This window comes from uncultured Pedobacter sp. (assembly GCF_913776295.1).
Taxonomy (GTDB): Bacteria; Bacteroidota; Bacteroidia; order Sphingobacteriales; family Sphingobacteriaceae; genus Pedobacter.
In genome coordinates this window covers 43,406-61,329 of record NZ_CAJYOJ010000016.1, presented here as the reverse complement: position 1 = coordinate 61,329, position 17,924 = coordinate 43,406, and the positions used below count along the sequence as shown (strand labels likewise).

Annotated in this window: 12 protein-coding genes; 6 read left to right on the top strand and 6 right to left on the bottom strand. The window is 41.5% G+C overall.

What is annotated here, in order from left to right:
* Positions 1–541: 541 nt before the first annotated feature.
* The gene (locus QZ738_RS03675; protein ID WP_293784734.1) at positions 542–1,126 is read right to left on the bottom strand and encodes an RNA polymerase sigma-70 factor; all 585 of its coding nucleotides are present in this window, start codon (positions 1,124–1,126) and stop codon (positions 542–544) included.
* A gap of 185 nt (positions 1,127–1,311) precedes the next feature.
* Here QZ738_RS03675 and QZ738_RS03670 point away from each other — a divergent pair, with 185 nt between their 5' ends.
* The 6 genes from QZ738_RS03670 (at position 1,312) to QZ738_RS03645 (ending at position 7,816) form a co-directional block, all read left to right on the top strand.
* Entirely contained in the window at positions 1,312–2,049 is a 738-nt protein-coding gene (locus QZ738_RS03670) for a hypothetical protein (RefSeq protein ID WP_293784731.1), read from the top strand.
* Positions 2,050–2,361: 312 nt separating this feature from the next.
* Entirely contained in the window at positions 2,362–3,102 is a 741-nt protein-coding gene (locus QZ738_RS03665) for a hypothetical protein (protein WP_293784728.1), read from the top strand.
* Entirely contained in the window at positions 3,099–3,782 is a 684-nt protein-coding gene (locus tag QZ738_RS03660; RefSeq protein ID WP_293784725.1) for a response regulator transcription factor, read from the top strand. Before QZ738_RS03665 ends, QZ738_RS03660 begins: the two co-directional genes overlap by 4 nt.
* The gene (locus tag QZ738_RS03655; protein ID WP_293784722.1) at positions 3,783–5,120 is read left to right on the top strand and encodes a histidine kinase dimerization/phospho-acceptor domain-containing protein; all 1,338 of its coding nucleotides are present in this window, start codon (positions 3,783–3,785) and stop codon (positions 5,118–5,120) included. It begins immediately after the preceding gene.
* A gap of 164 nt (positions 5,121–5,284) precedes the next feature.
* The gene (locus QZ738_RS03650; protein WP_293784719.1) at positions 5,285–6,502 is read left to right on the top strand and encodes an MFS transporter; all 1,218 of its coding nucleotides are present in this window, start codon (positions 5,285–5,287) and stop codon (positions 6,500–6,502) included.
* A 69-nt stretch (positions 6,503–6,571) separates the two neighbouring features.
* The gene (locus QZ738_RS03645) at positions 6,572–7,816 is read left to right on the top strand and encodes an arsenic transporter (protein ID WP_293784716.1); all 1,245 of its coding nucleotides are present in this window, start codon (positions 6,572–6,574) and stop codon (positions 7,814–7,816) included.
* A 334-nt stretch (positions 7,817–8,150) separates the two neighbouring features.
* On the opposite strand, the gene QZ738_RS03640 is transcribed toward QZ738_RS03645, so the two are convergent.
* Genes QZ738_RS03640 through QZ738_RS03620 form a run of 5 tightly spaced genes read right to left on the bottom strand, consistent with a single transcriptional unit; the run spans position 8,151 to position 17,912 of the window.
* Positions 8,151–9,299: a TlpA disulfide reductase family protein gene (locus QZ738_RS03640; protein WP_293784713.1), complete on the bottom strand. Its 1,149-nt coding sequence runs from the start codon at positions 9,297–9,299 to the stop codon at positions 8,151–8,153.
* Position 9,300: 1 nt separating this feature from the next.
* Positions 9,301–10,929, bottom strand: a complete 1,629-nt coding sequence (locus QZ738_RS03635; RefSeq protein ID WP_293784711.1) for a S41 family peptidase — start codon at positions 10,927–10,929, stop codon at positions 9,301–9,303.
* Positions 10,929–12,923, bottom strand: a complete 1,995-nt coding sequence (locus QZ738_RS03630) for a TlpA disulfide reductase family protein (RefSeq protein ID WP_293784708.1) — start codon at positions 12,921–12,923, stop codon at positions 10,929–10,931. The genes QZ738_RS03635 and QZ738_RS03630 overlap by 1 nt, the downstream gene beginning before the upstream one ends.
* 14 nt (positions 12,924–12,937) lie before the next feature.
* Positions 12,938–14,308 (bottom strand): RagB/SusD family nutrient uptake outer membrane protein, encoded by a 1,371-nt coding sequence (locus tag QZ738_RS03625; RefSeq protein WP_293784705.1) that lies wholly within the window; start codon positions 14,306–14,308, stop codon positions 12,938–12,940.
* A gap of 4 nt (positions 14,309–14,312) precedes the next feature.
* Positions 14,313–17,912, bottom strand: coding sequence for a SusC/RagA family TonB-linked outer membrane protein (locus QZ738_RS03620; RefSeq protein ID WP_293784702.1), 3,600 nt, complete (start codon positions 17,910–17,912; stop codon positions 14,313–14,315).
* Between the last annotated feature and the right edge of the window lie 12 nt (positions 17,913–17,924).

The window sequence follows — 17,924 nt, the reverse complement described above, 5'->3', positions numbered from 1 at the left end:
AAATGCCGGCTGAAAATTTTTCTTTCAAAGCCAGTAATAGGGCTCGGTCAGTGGAATCCGAAAAATTTGTTAGGCCGGACTTAAGTAGAACGGGGGCACAGTGCGAAGGCCTTGTTAGACGGAAATGCATTGTACACAAGTGTCTAACTATCAAATGATAACAAAATAACGTCAATGGTAGCGTAGCGAAGGATCTTTAATACTGAACCCTAACCAATGACCCACTAAGCTGATTAAAATACGATATACAACAAAAGATTCTTCATTGCATTCAGAATGACAAATCCCCTCAACGTCATCATAGCGCAGCAAAGGATCTTTCACACAAGAAACACTGAACCACAATTGTAGCGGAATGCAGTGAAATTGAGAACTATAAAGCTTAGTGAAACTAAATCAGTTCAGTAAATCTTTTCAGATTATCGTCACCCTTGAACTCGTTTCAGGGTCTTTCATATAGAAAAGATCTCTCATCGCCTGTACGGGCGGGCACTTCGCGTTGCTCCGGAGATGACGGCGATTTTTATTGAACGTTTTAATTTTACCGAAGTAACCAGGCAAAACCAGAAGCAATCAAAATCACTTTGTAATGTACCCTAAAGTACTTTAAGGCATTGGTAATGTGGTTTTCTACTGTCTTTTCAGAAAGCCCGAGCAATTGAGCAATTTCCTTATTTGATTTATGTTCTTTCCGGCTCAGTTCAAATACCTTTCTGCATTTTGCGGGTAACTTCGAAATCACATCATCTATTCCACTTTCCAGTTCTTTCATAAATATAATTTCTTCAGTAGTATTCGTAGCCTCCCCGTAATGGAAAGAAAGTAATTCAAGATAGTTATTTCTCGTTGCCTCTTTAGCCAGATAATCAATGATGGAATAGCGGATTGCAGAGTGGAGATAAGCCTTTAAAGAGCCCGTGATATTAATCTTTCCCCGATTGACCCAGAATGTGGTGAAGAAGTTCTGGATAATCTCTTCAGCAGCTTCTTTAGACCTTAATCTTTTATTGGTAATGAGGTACAAATCGTACCAATATTTTGTATAAATTTTCTTGAAAGCAACCACCTCGTTCACCCTCAACATTTCGATCAGCTCTTCATCAGTATGGTTGTGTTGGTTATACATAGACAGTAAAATTATAAAAAAAATTGAATCCATCTGTGGCGGCAGATGTTTCCATCTGCCACTGATCTGAGCACGGCAGGATAAAACATTCAGATGAACTAAATTTAATTCGCTTTTCATACCCGCTTCAGCCCCAGGGTGTAGTTTTGAATCATAAAATCATTTAAAATTAAAAAGAAAAGCATATGAAAAGTCAAATCAAAAAAACAGCCCTAACAGCTGGTTTCGCACTAATGAGTATCGTTGCCTTCGCGCAGGTTCATCCAACAGATCATGTTCCGGCACCACCAACCAGGGTACCCGGAGAAGTAACCCCTCCTCCCGCACCTCAAAGAGGTGGTTTGGAAAGAGGACCTGCTTTAAAAGTTTTAACCACGCTGAACGGAAAGGTGATTGCCTACCAAACAAATGATAGGTATATTTATAACCGTTTCACCTTACAAAATGGCAACCAGGTGATCACGGTGAGATTTCCGGAACAATTAGGCAAACAATTAATGAGTACCGCAGCTAAGGGCAAGTCGGTAACGGTTAAAGGCTTTACAGATAATGGACCAGATGGCATAAACGTATTCCAAATGGCGGGTTTATCTGTTGATGGAACGCAGATAGCAGATACACCGCCAAGTGTACCGAGTACGCCGGTCAGTACCCCATCCGGAACATTCACCGGAAAAATCAGTGATTTTAAGCGTGATCAGGGCGGTGCAATCCGCGGGCTTAGCCTTGATAATAAGGTAGAAATACATTTACCACCACACGCTATTGAACAATTACAGTCTTTATTAAAAACCGGAGACCAAATAAAAGTAACTGGCATCAAAGATACACCACCATCTGGTGTAGCGTTGGAAACCGGTGCCCCAACCATTGTTCATCCAGAGACCATTGAGATCAATGGACAGACATATTTGTTAAGATAATGTGTAGCTCCTTTCGTGTGGACACATCTATATTAGTGATTTTTCTTAGCCCATATCCTTAGGCAATCGTCATGCTGAATTTATTTCAGCATCTTAAGAGGATTTGATATTTCAAAAAATCGAGCCTGATATAATGCATTATTTAAGGAAGCAAGCAAAACGCCATAAATGATCATTAAAAAGATGTGTCTCACGATAGACTTAAATCGGGAGCGCGAAATTTGTTCCCGATCTTAAAATATTTATCAGTGCGTTTGAACTAATCGGCTGCTTTACTGTTAACTGATAAAATATGCATATTTTGCAGATTGTATGAAAATGGAGCAAGATAAAGACTTATCCGATAAGCCAATAAAGTTAAAAAATAACCGTCCACTACTGGTCGTAATCATTCTTTTGCTCTTAATCATTATCTGGTTGTTAATAAAACCTCCCGTACCTTTATTGCCGAAACCGCCATTACATCATCATGAGCCAAAAATTGAACGGCCGCATAAACAAAGGGTAATTACCGGAACCGTTATCAGATACAAAAACAATCCTCATTTGGATATCAATGCCCTGGAATTGAAAACGGAAAAGGCCGGATTAATCACTATTGATTTTCGGCCACATACAGCTGCATGGGTTATCAAAATCGGTGCTTTAGGTGATTTGGTTACGGTAACTTATGGTTTAAACCCTAGTGATGAGGTAGTTGGATACCAGTTAATAGCCATCAAAAACGATAGAAAGGGCGTTAGCCAGATCCTTGATGATTTACCCCCACCGCCCGATGTACCCGATCATCAGACAGAAAAATTCAAGCTGGAAGAACCTGTTTTGATTACAGATCACTACGGGGGTGTGGTGGCGCTTAAAAAAGATGATCTTTTATTTCACTTTAAGCCCGGGCTGGTAGATGATATTGCTCCTCTCATCAAAAAAAGCGATACCTTTTATCTCGTAGCGGTCAGGCGTCAGGATGACCAGGGTTTTATCAACATCAATCACGACAAAGTATACATTGTGCTCAGCATTACGATCGATAACAAAACATTCCTGGTAAGATGAAAATATTATTAATAGAAGACGAGTTAAAGTTAGCAGGATTTATTGCCGATGGCCTTACACAGGCCGGCCATATCTGTGATGTGGTTGCCGATGGCAATAAAGGCTTGGAAACAGCTATGGTTGGCCAATATGATCTGATCTTATTGGATATGATGTTACCTTCGCTTAATGGCCTGGAGGTTTTAAAAAACCTGCGCAACTTTAATAACCAAACCCAGGTAATCATCATCAGTGCGCTGAACGATACAGAACATGTGATAAACGGGCTTGACCATGGTGCTATTGATTACCTCAAAAAGCCATTTGAGCTTGATGAACTGTTGGCGAGGATACGCTCTGTACAACGCCGGTCATTTGCGCAGGGTTCACTCAGATTACAGGTATCAGACCTTAGAGTAGACCTGCTGACCAGAGAAGTTAGCCGTGCCGGCAAGCAAGTTATATTAAGTAACCGCGAATTTGCCCTGCTGGAATTTCTACTTGCTAACCAGAACAAGGTGGTTACCAAATCACAGATCCTCGAAAAAGTCTGGGATATCAACTTCGATCCCGGTAGCAACGTAATCGAGGTACACCTATACCAGCTTCGGAAAAAGATGGACAGAGGTTACGACGAAGAATTGATCCATACCGTTGTGGGTCGGGGTTACCTATTGAAAGGTGATGTAAAACAAGGTTAAATGAGAATAGGAAAGCGACAGTTCGGTATCAAATTTAAAATTACGGCCGCATTCAGCCTGATTTTTATCTTGTTAAGTTTCTCCTTTAATCTCTATTGTTACCGAAAAATCAGGATGCTGATGATCTCTGATAATGATACTTACCTGTTAGCAAGAGCCAAAACCCTTTTGGATAAGACAGAAGTATTACCAGCCATTATTCCTTTGCCTGATCACAATACCTCCATCAGGGTATTATACCACTCCGCCGGAAAACCCATCACCGTTTTTCAATCACCGGGCATCATCAAGAATATCCGTACGCCTGCAAAAACAGGCGTAACAGATACCCTGGGCATGCGGGTGGCCTACGTAGTGAGCAATAATGAAGATAATCCCGCCGAATTGATGCTCGTACGAAGTGCTGATCAATTAAATAGTAATTTAAAATACCTGCTCTTACTACTCTTTGCCTGTAGCCTGTTGAGTGTTTTACTTGCAGGCCTTATTGCCTATATTTTATCTTTTTACCTGTTACAGCCCGTACAGCGCATTATAAACGCAGCCAAACTCATCAATGCGCAGAAACTCCGGGATGTTATTCCGGTGAAAAAAACGAATGATGAACTACAGGAATTAACAGAGACCATCAATACCATGTTAGTGAGGATCGACGAATCACTACAGCAACAGCAAAACTTTTTTGCTTCTGCCTCGCATGAATTAAAAACGCCTCTGGCCATTATGCGTGCCGAAATAGAAGTCCATCTATCAAAACCTGGGTTAGCCGCAGAATTATCTGGCCTCATGGAAAGTCAGCTTGCCGAAATCAACAGGCTGCAACAGGTGGTACAGGAATTTCTGTTGGTAAGCCAGTTAAAAAGTAGTGGCATTACCTTACATCCGCAACAAATAGATCTTTCACTGGTCATGCTTCGTTTATTTAACAGATTCCAACCTTTCCTACAGCAAAAAGGGTTAAAGTCAGCAATTGATTTTGATCAAGAAGCCGAAACATTTTTCGTCGCTGCCGACGAAGACAAGCTGAATATCTTATTGATGAACCTTATTGAAAATGCAATTAAGTATGCTGTTCCCGGCACTACGATCAATTGTAGCGTAAAACAATCCATCGTAAAAGACTACATCACCATTGGATTTAAAAATGCGATCAACGAAGAAAGTTTTCCTACAGGAAATCTCCAGAATGCCTTCCACCGGGAAACCCTTAACGCCAATGGTGCGGGAATCGGTTTATGGCTGGTTAAGGAGATCACACATTTGCATAATGGAAAATTCCATATCGCAAGCGAAAATTTTTCTTTCGAAGCCGTGGTTGATTTGCCAACCATGAAATAACCTTTGATAGGGATTGAAAATTGTCAGCTGATCGATTTTATCCATATGAAGAAAAATTAATTTCAGAAAAAATTTAATCAACACACTCATTAACAATATTTTACAATAAAATATTCCTGTTAAGAATTTAAACATAATCTTGCACCTGGTGTTTAGAAAACCGTATGAGCAAGCAAGCAGCTATAAGCACAACAGATAAGCGGGTCATCTGGCCTTTGCAATCTCTGAATTTTTTCATGGCCGACCTCCAGGCCGGGGTTGGACCATTTTTAGGCATCTTCCTTTTGGCACATGGTTGGAAAAGCGGACTCATAGGCTCAGTGATGACCATTGGCGGAGTTGCCGGAATGATCATGACTATCCCGGCAGGTGCATTAATTGATGCCACTAAAAGGAAACGATTTTATGTGGTTATATCTGCAGTCTTTACGATACTGGCATCGGCAATTATATTATTCACCCAGGAGTTTTGGCTGGTGAGCGTTTCGCAGGTAGCCACAGCCATTGCAGGCTCGGCTATCGGACCGGCAATCATTGGTATCACCCTGGGTATAGTAAAGCAAAAAGGATTTAACAAACAAAATGGCTATAACCAGGCATTTAATCACGCAGGCAATGTGGTAGGTTCTGCACTTTCCGGTTACCTGGGTTATAAATTTGGCATCACGGCCATATTTATCCTGGCCGCTTTCTTTGGTTTACTGTCTATTATTTCGGTATTGTTGATTCCGGCTCAATCCATTGATGATGACGTAGCCAGAGGAATGAAAGAGGGTGAGAAAAATGAAAAAGCCAGTGGCTTTAAAGTATTATTTCAATGTAAATCACTATTGATATTGGCAGGAGCATTGGCCTTTTTTCACTTAGGTAATGGCGCTATGCTACCACTTTATGGTCTCGCTGCTGCCGATAATGGTCAGGAAAATGCTTCGATGTTTGTAGCCATGACCATTATTATCGCCCAACTGGTCATGATCGGCACCTCCCTGGCAGCGATGAAGATGGCTGATAAAAGCGGCTATTGGCTGGTGTTATTCATCTCTTTCCTATCCCTGCCTATACGTGGTTTATTTGCCGCGTATATGCATAGCCACATAGGCATTTATCCTGTACAGATTTTAGATGGAATTGGAGCGGGCTTGCAAAGTGTTGCTGTTCCGGGCTTAGTTGCCCATATACTAAATGGCACAGGCAGGGTAAATATCGGCCAGGGCGCAGTCATGACCGTTCAGGGACTTGGCGCTTCATTTAGCCCTGCTATAGGGGGATGGATAGCAGAAGGAATAGGTTACAGCAATACATTTATGATTCTTGGTGCATTTGCCGTAGGTTCCATCCTGTTGTGGATCATCTTTGCCAAAACCATTAAAGAAGCCTGCTAACTCAACTCAATAATTAATGAATAACAAGGAAATAGCTTATGAAAATGCAATATCTTAGCGCTATAAAACATGGATAACATACTCATCTGGATTATTTCTTTCCTCGCCATAGCGGGTGTAATCATCAGGCCCTTTAAAGTTGCAGAAGCAGTATACGCCATAAGTGGGGCCGCCCTATTATTATTATTCCGGCTGATTACCCCTTCCGATGCCTTTTCTGGTGTATCGAAAGGTTTAGATGTTTATTTATTTTTAACCGGCATGATGTTGCTGGCCGAAACCGCGAGGGAGGAGAAACTGTTCGACTGGCTGGCTGCCCATGCCACCCTAAGGGCTAAAGGATCTTCGGCGAGATTGTTCTTACTCATCTACCTTGTTGGCGTGGTGGTTACCACGTTTCTTTCTAACGATGCTACTGCTGTAGTATTAACGCCAGCGGTGGCCGCAGCAGTAAAAGCGGCCAAAGTAGAAAAACCACTTCCTTATTTATTGATCTGCGCATTCATAGCCAACGCAGCTTCCTTCGTACTGCCCATTTCAAACCCGGCAAATCTGGTGATTTATGGTACACATATGCCATCGTTAATGCATTGGCTCAGCTTATATCTTATCCCCTCTATCTTTGCCATTACCGTTACTTATTTTATGCTCCGGTTCTCACAGCGCAGGTGTTTTAAACAAAAAATCACCACGGAAATCGATTTGCCTGAATTGAGCTTGGGTGGTAAAACTGCATTAATCGGGATCTGTGGAACTGCAGTGGTCCTACTGATCGCTTCTGCCATGAATATGGATCTGGGCTTGCCCACCTTGATAACTGGTATCGTTACCAGCGCGATTGTGTTGGCCAGCGCAAGAAAAAACCCCGTTAATGTAATTAAAGGAATATCGTGGGTGGTGCTTCCTTTAGTGGGCGGTTTATTTGTGGTGGTAGAAGCTTTAAATAAAACGGGCATGACCCAACAGTTAAGTAGTCTTTTAAATGATGCGATAGCAAAATCTGAAACAGCAGCAATCTGGCTTAGTGGCATGGTAACCGCAGTAGCCTGCAATTTAATGAACAATTTGCCTGCCGGATTGATAGCCGGGAGTGTATTGCAAAGTACGCATACACCGGATATGGTTAAAAGTGCAGTATTAATTGGTATAGACCTTGGTCCCAACCTCTCTATAACCGGTTCGCTGGCGACCATTCTCTGGCTGGTGGCTTTAAGACGAGAGGGACAGCAAGTAAGTGCATGGACGTTTTTAAAGTTGGGAAGCGTAATTATGACTACCGCATTGATCGCTGCTATACTATCCTTATGGATTTGATTTGTTGATCTGAAATGGATAATTATATAAAAAATTGTTTTATAAACAATCCTGGTTAAACCAATTAGTTATGGGGCTGTCTCATAAGTATAAATTGTAATCCTGAGGAATAATTTATTGTATAAAGATCAATATGATTGACAGCTTTTTTCCTAGAACTGTAAGATACAAGGGATCGTGAATGCCACTGCATAAAAAAACACGCATGAATAATCATAAAGCGCTTGTATCAAGCTTCCCGCATGCGCGAGAATGACGAATTCACTATGAATAACAAAAAATGCAGGCGACATCCATCAACCTGCATTAGTCATCATTAACCTATAAGATTTTTTTACTTTGCGCGTCCGTCAAATATTTCTTTGATTTTTGCTTCCAGGGCTGGGCCTCTAAGCTCTTTGGCGATAATTTTTCCACTCGGATCGATTAGAAAGTTCATGGGGATGGCTTTTACCTCATATTTAGCTGCAGCCTCGTTTTCCCATCCTTTTAAATCGCTAACCTGTTTCCAGGTTAATTTGTCGTCGGCAATTGCTTTAATCCATTTAGCCTTATCAGCTGCTTTATCAAGCGAAACACCTAAAATTTCAAATCCTTTTGATTTATATTGTTCATAAACCTTAACCACATTCGGGTTCTCTCTACGGCATGGCGCGCACCATGAAGCCCAGAAATCAAGCAAAACATATTTTCCGCGGTAATCAGAAAGTTTAACCATTTTACCGTCAACATCTGGCTGGGTAAAATCCTGCGCCTCAACGCCCTCCTGCGTCTTTTTGAAAGTAGCGATACGCAGGCCAACCTCTTTACCAAAATAAGAATCTCTTAACTTCGGATTGATGGTCAGGTATACTTTTTCCATTTCCACCGCATCAAAACCTGGTGCGAGCGTAGAATTTAAAGCCATTAATGACATGAAACTGTTTGGGTTCTTTTTAACATAATCAATCTTCGCATCCATAATTTCCTTTTCTGTTTTCTGTGCCCGCTTTTCCAGATCCATGATCACAGCTTTATCCTGTTTTTTGGCTTCCGGCAAATCCTCGTATTCCTTATTCAAGGCCTGCATTTTATTGTAAATCGGACGAAGTAGATCATCTACACGGCGACTCTCCTCCGTTTGGGTCGACCCTTTCATTACAGCTGTTTTCAAAGAATCTTTACCAGTGATGGTAATATCTTCATTATCGAGGATTAGGCTTAAACCATCGATTTTGATACGTTTGCCCGGAATCTCCACTGCATCATCATGTTTCAAACGTAGTGTAGCTTCCATGGGTCCATCTACATGGCCTCTGAAAGTGAAACTTCCGTTAACTAGCGGTACTGAATCCAGCACCTGTTTGCCTTCTTTAGTTGTCAATAAAAAAGCTTTTGCAGGTTTGCCCAGTTTACCAATCTGGCCTTTAATGGTATATCCTTTTTGTGCCGTTGCATTTAGGGAACACAGTGCAACTACGGCACCAATGATTAATGTTTTCATATTAGTTTTTTTTCTTTTGATTAGGAGATGATTTACTGGCGTCACTTTCGGCCAGTAATTTATTGTAAGTAGCTTTTGAGTTGAGGATAGATAGGGCAGTATCAAAAGCACTGCTGGCTTCATTACGAACACGCAGCGCATAACCCTTACCTACATATAACATATCGGCTATGCCGGCTTTTAGTTCTACACGGATGGTTTTTCTTACTACCTGATCTGCTTTTGCAGGCATTTTGATGCGGAGTTTAGCCGCAGCATCAAAAATTCCATCAACCATGGTTTCTTCCACCTTAAAACCTTTATCAAAAGCCTCAAAATCCGGATAGCTAGCTGTTAACTGATTACGATTTTGTTGCACCAGCTCAAAGGCCACCTTATTCACTAAACCACTGTTCATGGTTTGGTTCAGCCAGGTGCTATATAATGCCGTATCTATCGGAACAAACTGATCGGGCATAATTCCGCCACCGCCATACACCGTTCTTTTACGATTGAGCGTAGTATATTTAAGCGAATCGGGAAAATGATAATGTCCTGCTTCTTTCAATTCGCCGGAGGCCATGCGCCGGTTAAAATCTTCAAAATAATCTTCTTTACCTTTGGTGTAAGGTTTTTGGATAGATCGGCCTGAAGGCGTGTAATAGCGAGCGGCTGTTAACCTGATTACAGAACCATCACTTAATGGAAGCCCCTTTTGCATCAAGCCTTTTCCAAAAGTTCTTCTGCCAACAATCACGGCCCGATCCCAATCCTGCAAAGCACCGGTCAGGATTTCACTGGAAGAAGCGGTCGACTCATCAACCAGAACCACCAGTTCCCCATCCATAAACTGGCCATAACCTCCCGTCATGAAGTAATCCTTTACACCGGTATTGGTCACCGAATAAAAAACCGTTTTTTCAGGAGGAAGAAATTCATCAGCTACGCCAATGGCCATATCCACTATGCCTCCCCCATTCATCTGTAAATCGAGGATCAGTTTGGTCATGCCCTGGGCTTTTAAGCTCTTTAACGCTGCATCCATTTCGCGGCGGGTAGATTGACTGAATACAGACAAGGCAATATAACCGATTTGCTTGGTAACCATATAACTGGCCGTAATGGATAATTCGGCGATCTGCTCCCGCATCACGTTGAACTTTAAAAGTTCCGGTTGTCCTTTACGCCTGATGGCCAGGTCAACAGCTTTTCCTTTTTCTCCCCGAAGTAATCGCATTACTTCCTGGTTTTTCAGGTTTTTACCAAGAATCGTCTGCCCATCTACGTCTACAATCTGATCACCTACTTTCAAACCAGCACGTGCAGCAGGCCCATCTGGATTGACACTGATGATAAAGGTACTGTCTGACAGCACGGCGAAACCAATTCCGATGCCGGCAAAACTTCCCGACATGGATTCGTTCATGGACTCTACCTCTTCGCGGCTGATGTAGCTGGAATGTGGATCGAGGCTGCCTAACATTCCTTTGATGGCAGCATCTACCACGGGTTCATCGTTCACCGGGTCTACATAGTTATCCTGGATCAGTTTTAACGCATCCTGTAGCTTAACCTTCGGATTCATCTGCGCCTGAACAGAAAGCACTATCCAAAAGGAAAAAAAGGCTGTATTTATCGTTTTTCTTATCATTATTTCTCTGCTCTTAAAATCTCAATGGCGGTTGATAATTCATCGCGTAGCTGACTCGGGCTACCGGAATATCCTTCTGAACTATAGCGTACTACGCCGTTTTTTACAATGATTTTGCGTGGAATGGAAGACTGTTTAAACAATGGTAACAGGCTTTTGAATACCTGGTCCTGCGCTCCAGTTGAACTAACCGCATCATGCAAAAGGTTGAAACGAAAGCCCTGACTTTTTACATAGTTCACAGATTTGGCTTTGTAATCGCCGGTTTGCATCGTACCGATCATGTACACTCCTACTTGCGGGTCTTTTGCGTACTGATCTACCAGTAATTGCATCCCTGGAAAAGCTTCGATACAAGGTCTGCACCAGGTGGCCCAGAAATCAATCACGACAATTTTATTTCCCCAGTCTTGAGAACTAACCATTTTACCATTAGCATCTTCCAGGCTAAAAGGCTTTAACGGATAATTGACCATATTGGCCAATGCATGCGCTTTCAATTCTGCCTTTTTATCACTTGGCAACAGAGATGATAAATATTCCTCATAACCTTTTTCCTGACCCTGGTGCTCGTTTTTATATAATTCCTTTAATTTGGCAAACATTTCAGGCGTAACCGCATTGGCTGCTGCGCTCTTTTCAAGCAAAGGTTTAATGGCCTGGTCATCTTTCAGTTCGCTCAATACACGAAGATGCATGGCATTCATATCGGCGTTATCATAAGTACCTTCTTTAGATAGGTACTGAAAAAAGTTTTTTGCTGCTGCGAAATCTTTTTGGTTAATGGCTAACGCAATATGAGTAAATAAGCGATCGTCCATCTGCTTATCGGCGTTTTCCTGTGCTTTTACCGCATCCCTGCCGAAGTCGGCCAGATAAGACTGATCATGCTGGCGTTCTAACAGGTAAGGGATAATCTTTTTGCTCAATTCGTAAAGTAATTTATAATCGGCTTTACCAGACATGGACATTTGATTACGCGTGATGTTCCAGCGGTAGAGCTCATTGGCCGTTCTAAAGTCGATATCTTTAAACAATGCAGAAAATCGATCTATTTGTTTTTCATCAAAATATGCGGTAGCCAAGCCCCTGTAAATTTCATAATACAGAAAGCCTTTGTCATCCGGATTTTTCTTCCATTCTGCATAAGGATATTTTTTCAGAAAATCTTCAGATGCGAGTCGATAAGCATTGCCAGATTTTCCATCGGTAGCATCTCGAAACGACAATAACCTTGCAGTTCCACTTTTTGGATAATTTTGTATAATCAGGCTTTCCATATCCTTTGCCTCGCTTTCATTTTTATTTCGCTTATAATACCAATAGGCAGCGGACAAAAATTGTTCACCTGGTTTTTCTTTTCTGATTATCGACTTGATGGCTGCATCTGCAAACGTTTCAAATTCACTAGCCGGCATCGTTAAACGCTTTAATTCCAGGTAAGTAAATAAAAAAGATTCTGATATTTTTACAGATACTTTCTCTTCTTGTTTTAAGAGTAAATCTATTGTGACCGGATTTTTTTTAGACGATACAAAGCTATTCAACGTCCAGTCGCCTGTTAAATTAGCCATTAAAGCAGCTTCCGCTAAATAAGCGCCCTTTGGTATTTTGCCATTGCTTGCGGTTACCTTTGCCAGATATCCACTTCCTTTATTATTATCACTAGCTTCGGGCGCATCTGATGATCCCTGATAAAACTTTAAAGCAAGGAAAACAGCATTTGCAGGCAGCGTATAATTGGCTTGCCATTGGTCTTGATCCTTTTTCAGTGTAAGCGACACTGTATCCCAGCGTTTGCCATCAAAATAGGCCAGTTTTGCTTTGGGCTCGTCGCTAAATTCAAGGTCACCACCTTTTGCCTGGTAATAAAATGTGGCTGGTTGATTTTGCCTTAATAATTCTGGTTTCCAGGTTAAGGTCTGGGCTGCCAGCTGCTGCCCAAAAAAAGGGCAAAGCAGCAGCAGACCATTCAGTAAAAGATTTTTTTTCATAAGCTTTCCATAGATTATCTCGGATTCTGTTGCAATTCGGGGTTTAATAAAATATATTTATCACCTATCGGATAGATATAGCGGTTTGAATTTGGTGTGAGCGTATAATCTATTCCCTTATAATTGCGGGTTTTGGTTTGGGTAAAGGCATCATCAAGCATTAATCTCTTTTGATCAAACCAGCGTAAACCTGTACCAAACAACTCCTTTCTCTTTTCTTCCACCACAATCCTTAAGGCATCAGCAGCAGACGCAGCAGTTAAAGGCGTATAATTTGCGTTGTTAAAGCGCTTAATCCTCAGGTTATTTACAATGGTCATGGCATCAGCGGTCTGACCAGCTCTCACTAAACATTCTGCTTTGACGAGCATGATCTCAGGTACTGACGGGCCATTACTGATCACAAATTCGTTATAGAAATATTTAGTTGATGCACGACCGGTAAAGCTGGTGCTGAACTGTGTACCAAAACGGCTTCTGGTATCGGTAAATAGCTTATAGCGTAAATCTGTAGTCCCCATGGCAGAAAGCAGATCATTACTCAACGAAATGGCCTGATAGGATACACCTGCAATTTTAGAAAATATAATCTCCGGATTATTTAGCCTTACCGGAAGGGTTCCTGGCGTAGTTTCATAATTCTTCAGATCGATTAATGTATTTTGTAAACGCAACGTACTGTCGGCGTACAAGGAGGCATTACTAAAATCACGAAGATTAAGATAAGTTTTAGCCAATAAAGCATAGGCTGATACCTTTGCCGGCCTTACATTAAATTCAGGAAGATCTGGCAAGCGGCTGATGGATGCTTTCAGGTCTTTCACAATTAGTTTATATACCTCTGCTACCGGTGTACGGTTAAGTTTAATATATAAATTTGGTGTGGTCAGTAATGGCACGCCCAAATCTGTTGTAGCGGTAGCACTATTGTATTGCTTGGCATAGGTATTTACCAAAATCAGGTAAGTATAAGCCCGGTGTACCAGCGCTTCGGCATAAATCTTCTGCTTTTCCTGCTCTGTGCCATTTTGCGAAGTTAACACGCCATTTATGACCTCATTACAAACATATATGGTTTTATATTGTCTATCCCAATCTGCATCACTTTGTGTTTCAGAAGTATAAAGCGGGGCCCAGCTATACACGTTACCTAAAATATCGCCCAGGTTGTTCTGCCGGGTGGCATCGGTAATTTCCGTATCATCGCCAGATAAAATCGGATAAGAAAAGCTTCCTTCTAATACACTATTATTGTTCATGGTATACCTATAGTCGGAGGTATATTTAAAAGTACGGATAGAAATCTGCTCAATTTCTACATATTTTCTGCAGCCTGCGAAAGCAATAGCCAGCGCAAACAGGATGATGATATATTTTGTCTTCATGTGATTATAGCGATGCATTGATTCCAAAGATGTAACTAGGCGTAGGGGTTACGCTTCCAAAATTTCCATTGCTAACAAATTCAGGATCGATACCCTCTTTATTAGCCCTCCAGATGATGCCGAGATTCCTGACATTAGCAGAAACAGAGATCGATTTGAAAGTATTTCTTGGTAAAAAACGCTTAGGTAACTGATAGGCCAGAGAAATTTGCTGTAAACGAATGTTATCTGCTTTGCGTACCTGTGCATCGGAAAATCGATAACGATTTATACTGTTAAAATTTACGCCGGTTAATCCAGGAACATCAGTTGTCAACTCATCACCAGGATTTCTCCAGCGGCTGGCCAATTCCACCTGTCTGCCTAAAACGCCACTGTAACTGCCTTGGAAGGTGGGGTAATTTGTAACCGCATTTTTCATAAACACATGTCCAAAATAGCCAGTAATCTGGATACCTGCCTCAAATTCGGCAAATTTGAAAGTATTGAAAAAACCCGTAGAGTAAGGGGCATAAAGCGTGCCTACATAAGCCAGATCTTCTTTGGTAAAGGCATTGCTTAAATTAGTAGTGTTATTGATGATGTTATTGTTACGATCATAAATTTGCGACTGCCCTTTATTGTCCAGGCCTGCCCATTTGTAAACATACAATGATCCCAAAACCATGCCATTTACTGATGTAGCAGCACCAACCAGGCTACTGGCATTATTTTCAAAACGGGCATCGGTAACTTTATTGGTAGTATATCCAAAATTAAATACTGATTTCCAGTTGAACTTTCCTACCCTCAAGGGTTCACCATTAAGAGAAAATTCGTAACCATGACCGCTTAATGTTCCACTATTGAAGGTTAAACTTGGCCAACCATAAGTAGCATTGTAATTAAAATTAGCCAAAAGACCTCGTGTACGTTTGGTATAAACATCGAAACTACCATTTAACCGCCCTTTGAAAAAACCAAAGTCTACCCCAATATTACCCTGCCTTGTGGTTTCCCATCCCAAATCAGAATTTGCCGGTGTTTCGATACTGGCAACGGGCTGACCAGTACGGGAATCGCTGCCGGTAAGCGTTAGAACGGGAATATTTGAACCGCCCTGTGGCACCACACCGGAAGTTCCAATGGTAGCCCTTAAGGCCAGCGTATTCAGCCAGTCTGTACTTTTAATAAACTCCTCCTGATTGGCATTCCATCTCAAACCTAATGACCAAAATGGTTTAGCTCTTTTACTACGGTCTACCCCCATCATGGTGTAATCGTCAAAACGGACGCTCCCCGTAGCAAAATACTTATCTTTATAATTATAAGAGGCATTGCTATAATACGAAAGAAAGCGTTTTCTGCTCCTAACCAAGCCACTAAGATTATTGCCTAATGTTTGCGTATAACCATACATGGTCATGTAAGAAACGCTTGGATTTGCGATGCCGACAGCTCCGGTATCTTCATTATAACCATACCGGGTTTCCGATGTATTGCCTGATTGGGTTTCCCGTAATTCAGTTCCGGCGATGGCTGTAAAATGATGATCTTTAGCGAAGGTGACGTCAGCATTTAATTGCCCCCTTAAGGCCGTTTCTGATGAGTTGTTGCCATAGGTAATATATCTTCCACCATAAGGTACGTTATAAACAAGTTTGCCATTGGTTACGACGGTGCCTGTATTCACCAGGATTCTACCGTTATAACTATTTAGCTCATTAAGTGTATAAGAAGATGCGAACTGTCTCTGGTTGGAGATAGAAACATCTGCATTTAACCAGTTTGTAATTTTACCATTGATTCCGGCATTCAGTCTGATTACATTATTTCTGGCAATGGTATTGGAGTAATTGAGTTCATCTACGGCACTGTAACTGAAAGGCAGATAGCCTTGTGCCATCATGGTATTGGCCACCGATTGACGGAAAATAATGGTTCTACCAATACTGTTTCCATTGGCATCCACTAACAAATCGTAAGGTCTGAGAGCAGTGGTACTTACTGAAAGGGCATCAACAGCAGAGGCATTGTATTGAGATTTGGAGTACTGATAATTGATTAATGCCCTCAGTGTAATCCGTTTATTAAAAAGGGATGTGCTGGTATTGGCATTTACAAAACCATTTTCAGCAAAATTGCTTTTGAAAATTGGAATATCCTTAGTGTAATTACCTGAAACGTAAAAGGTACTATTTTCAGACCCTCCTGAATAAGAAAGATTATATTGATGGTTGACCGCATTTTGCAACAGATTATTTTCTACCTGTCCTTCCCCATCATGCATGGCAAGTTCAGCTAAAGCGGCATCGCGTTCTGCGGCAGTTGCCGTACCACGTTTTACGCGAAACATCCATTCGGTAGCCTCACTATTATTAGGTGTATAAATGGCATTTCCAGGTGTTGCCGAAGCCGGATCTACCAGAAAACCTTTATCTACCATTTCCTGTTCCAGATCTATGTATTGTGCCGCATTCATCCAGCGCTGATTGGCAATGGACGGATTTTTAGAAATACCTAAATTGTAGCTAAGGTTAACTTGTGATATACCTTTGCGGCCTTTCTTGGTATCAATCACAATTACGCCGTTAGCCGCACGTGAACCCCAGATGGAGGTAGCCGAAGCATCCTTCAGGAAAGTGATTTGCTCAATATCCGCAATATTGATACTGCTAATAATGGAATTACCAAAAGTATTTCCACTGGTAATTTTGGTTAATTGAGCCCTGTCGCTGGGATCCATCAATGGAAAGCCGTCTAGCACAATTAATGGTGTACCACTAGCCCCGGCATAACTATTTACGCCACGGATCTGTATATTGTTACCCCTGATATTAAACTTAACACCAGCTACCTTACCTTCCAAACGTTCCATAAGGTTAACGGCAGGCGTTCCTTCCAGTTCTTTTCCCGAAATGGTACTATAAGCACCGGCAGCCCGTTCTTTACTGATTTTCTGATATCCGTTAGATACCACAGCAACCTCTTCCAGCGCTGATGAAGCCGCCGTTAGTTTTACGTAATAGCTAACAGTTTTTCTGTCCACAAAAATTTCTTCCCCTTTATATCCTATATAGGAGATTTGTAATACATAACCATTGGCAGGCACATCTTTAATGATAATGTCGCCTGTTTTATCTGTTACGTACATCTTATTAATAGTTTTATTATATACGTTAGCGCCGGGAAGCGGACGTCCTAACGAATCTCTGATGCTTACTTTAACATCAATGTCTTTCACCAGATCAACCAGTTTATCTGTAATACTTCTTTCCTTAATTACTATGGTTTTACCATCTACAGAAAAAGTAAGCGGCTGGTTGTTTAACGACTTTTGAACGGCTTCTAAAACATTCACCTGATTCACCTGAATGGATACCGGTTTGGCGTCCAGAATCAGATTAAGATCATAGATGATATTATATCCGCTTTGTCTGCGAATTTCTTTCAGTACGCTTTCCAACGGTGCATTTTTTTCAACAAGGGAAACTTTTTGTGCCTTGGTTGATGCACTTAATTGCATTAAAGCCGCCAAGAAGATCACAGCCGTCAATCGCATAACGTGTAGCAGTTTGCGGAGCTGCCTGCTGGGCAACCCGAGTGAAGTAAAATTTTTATACATTTGTTTGTTTGG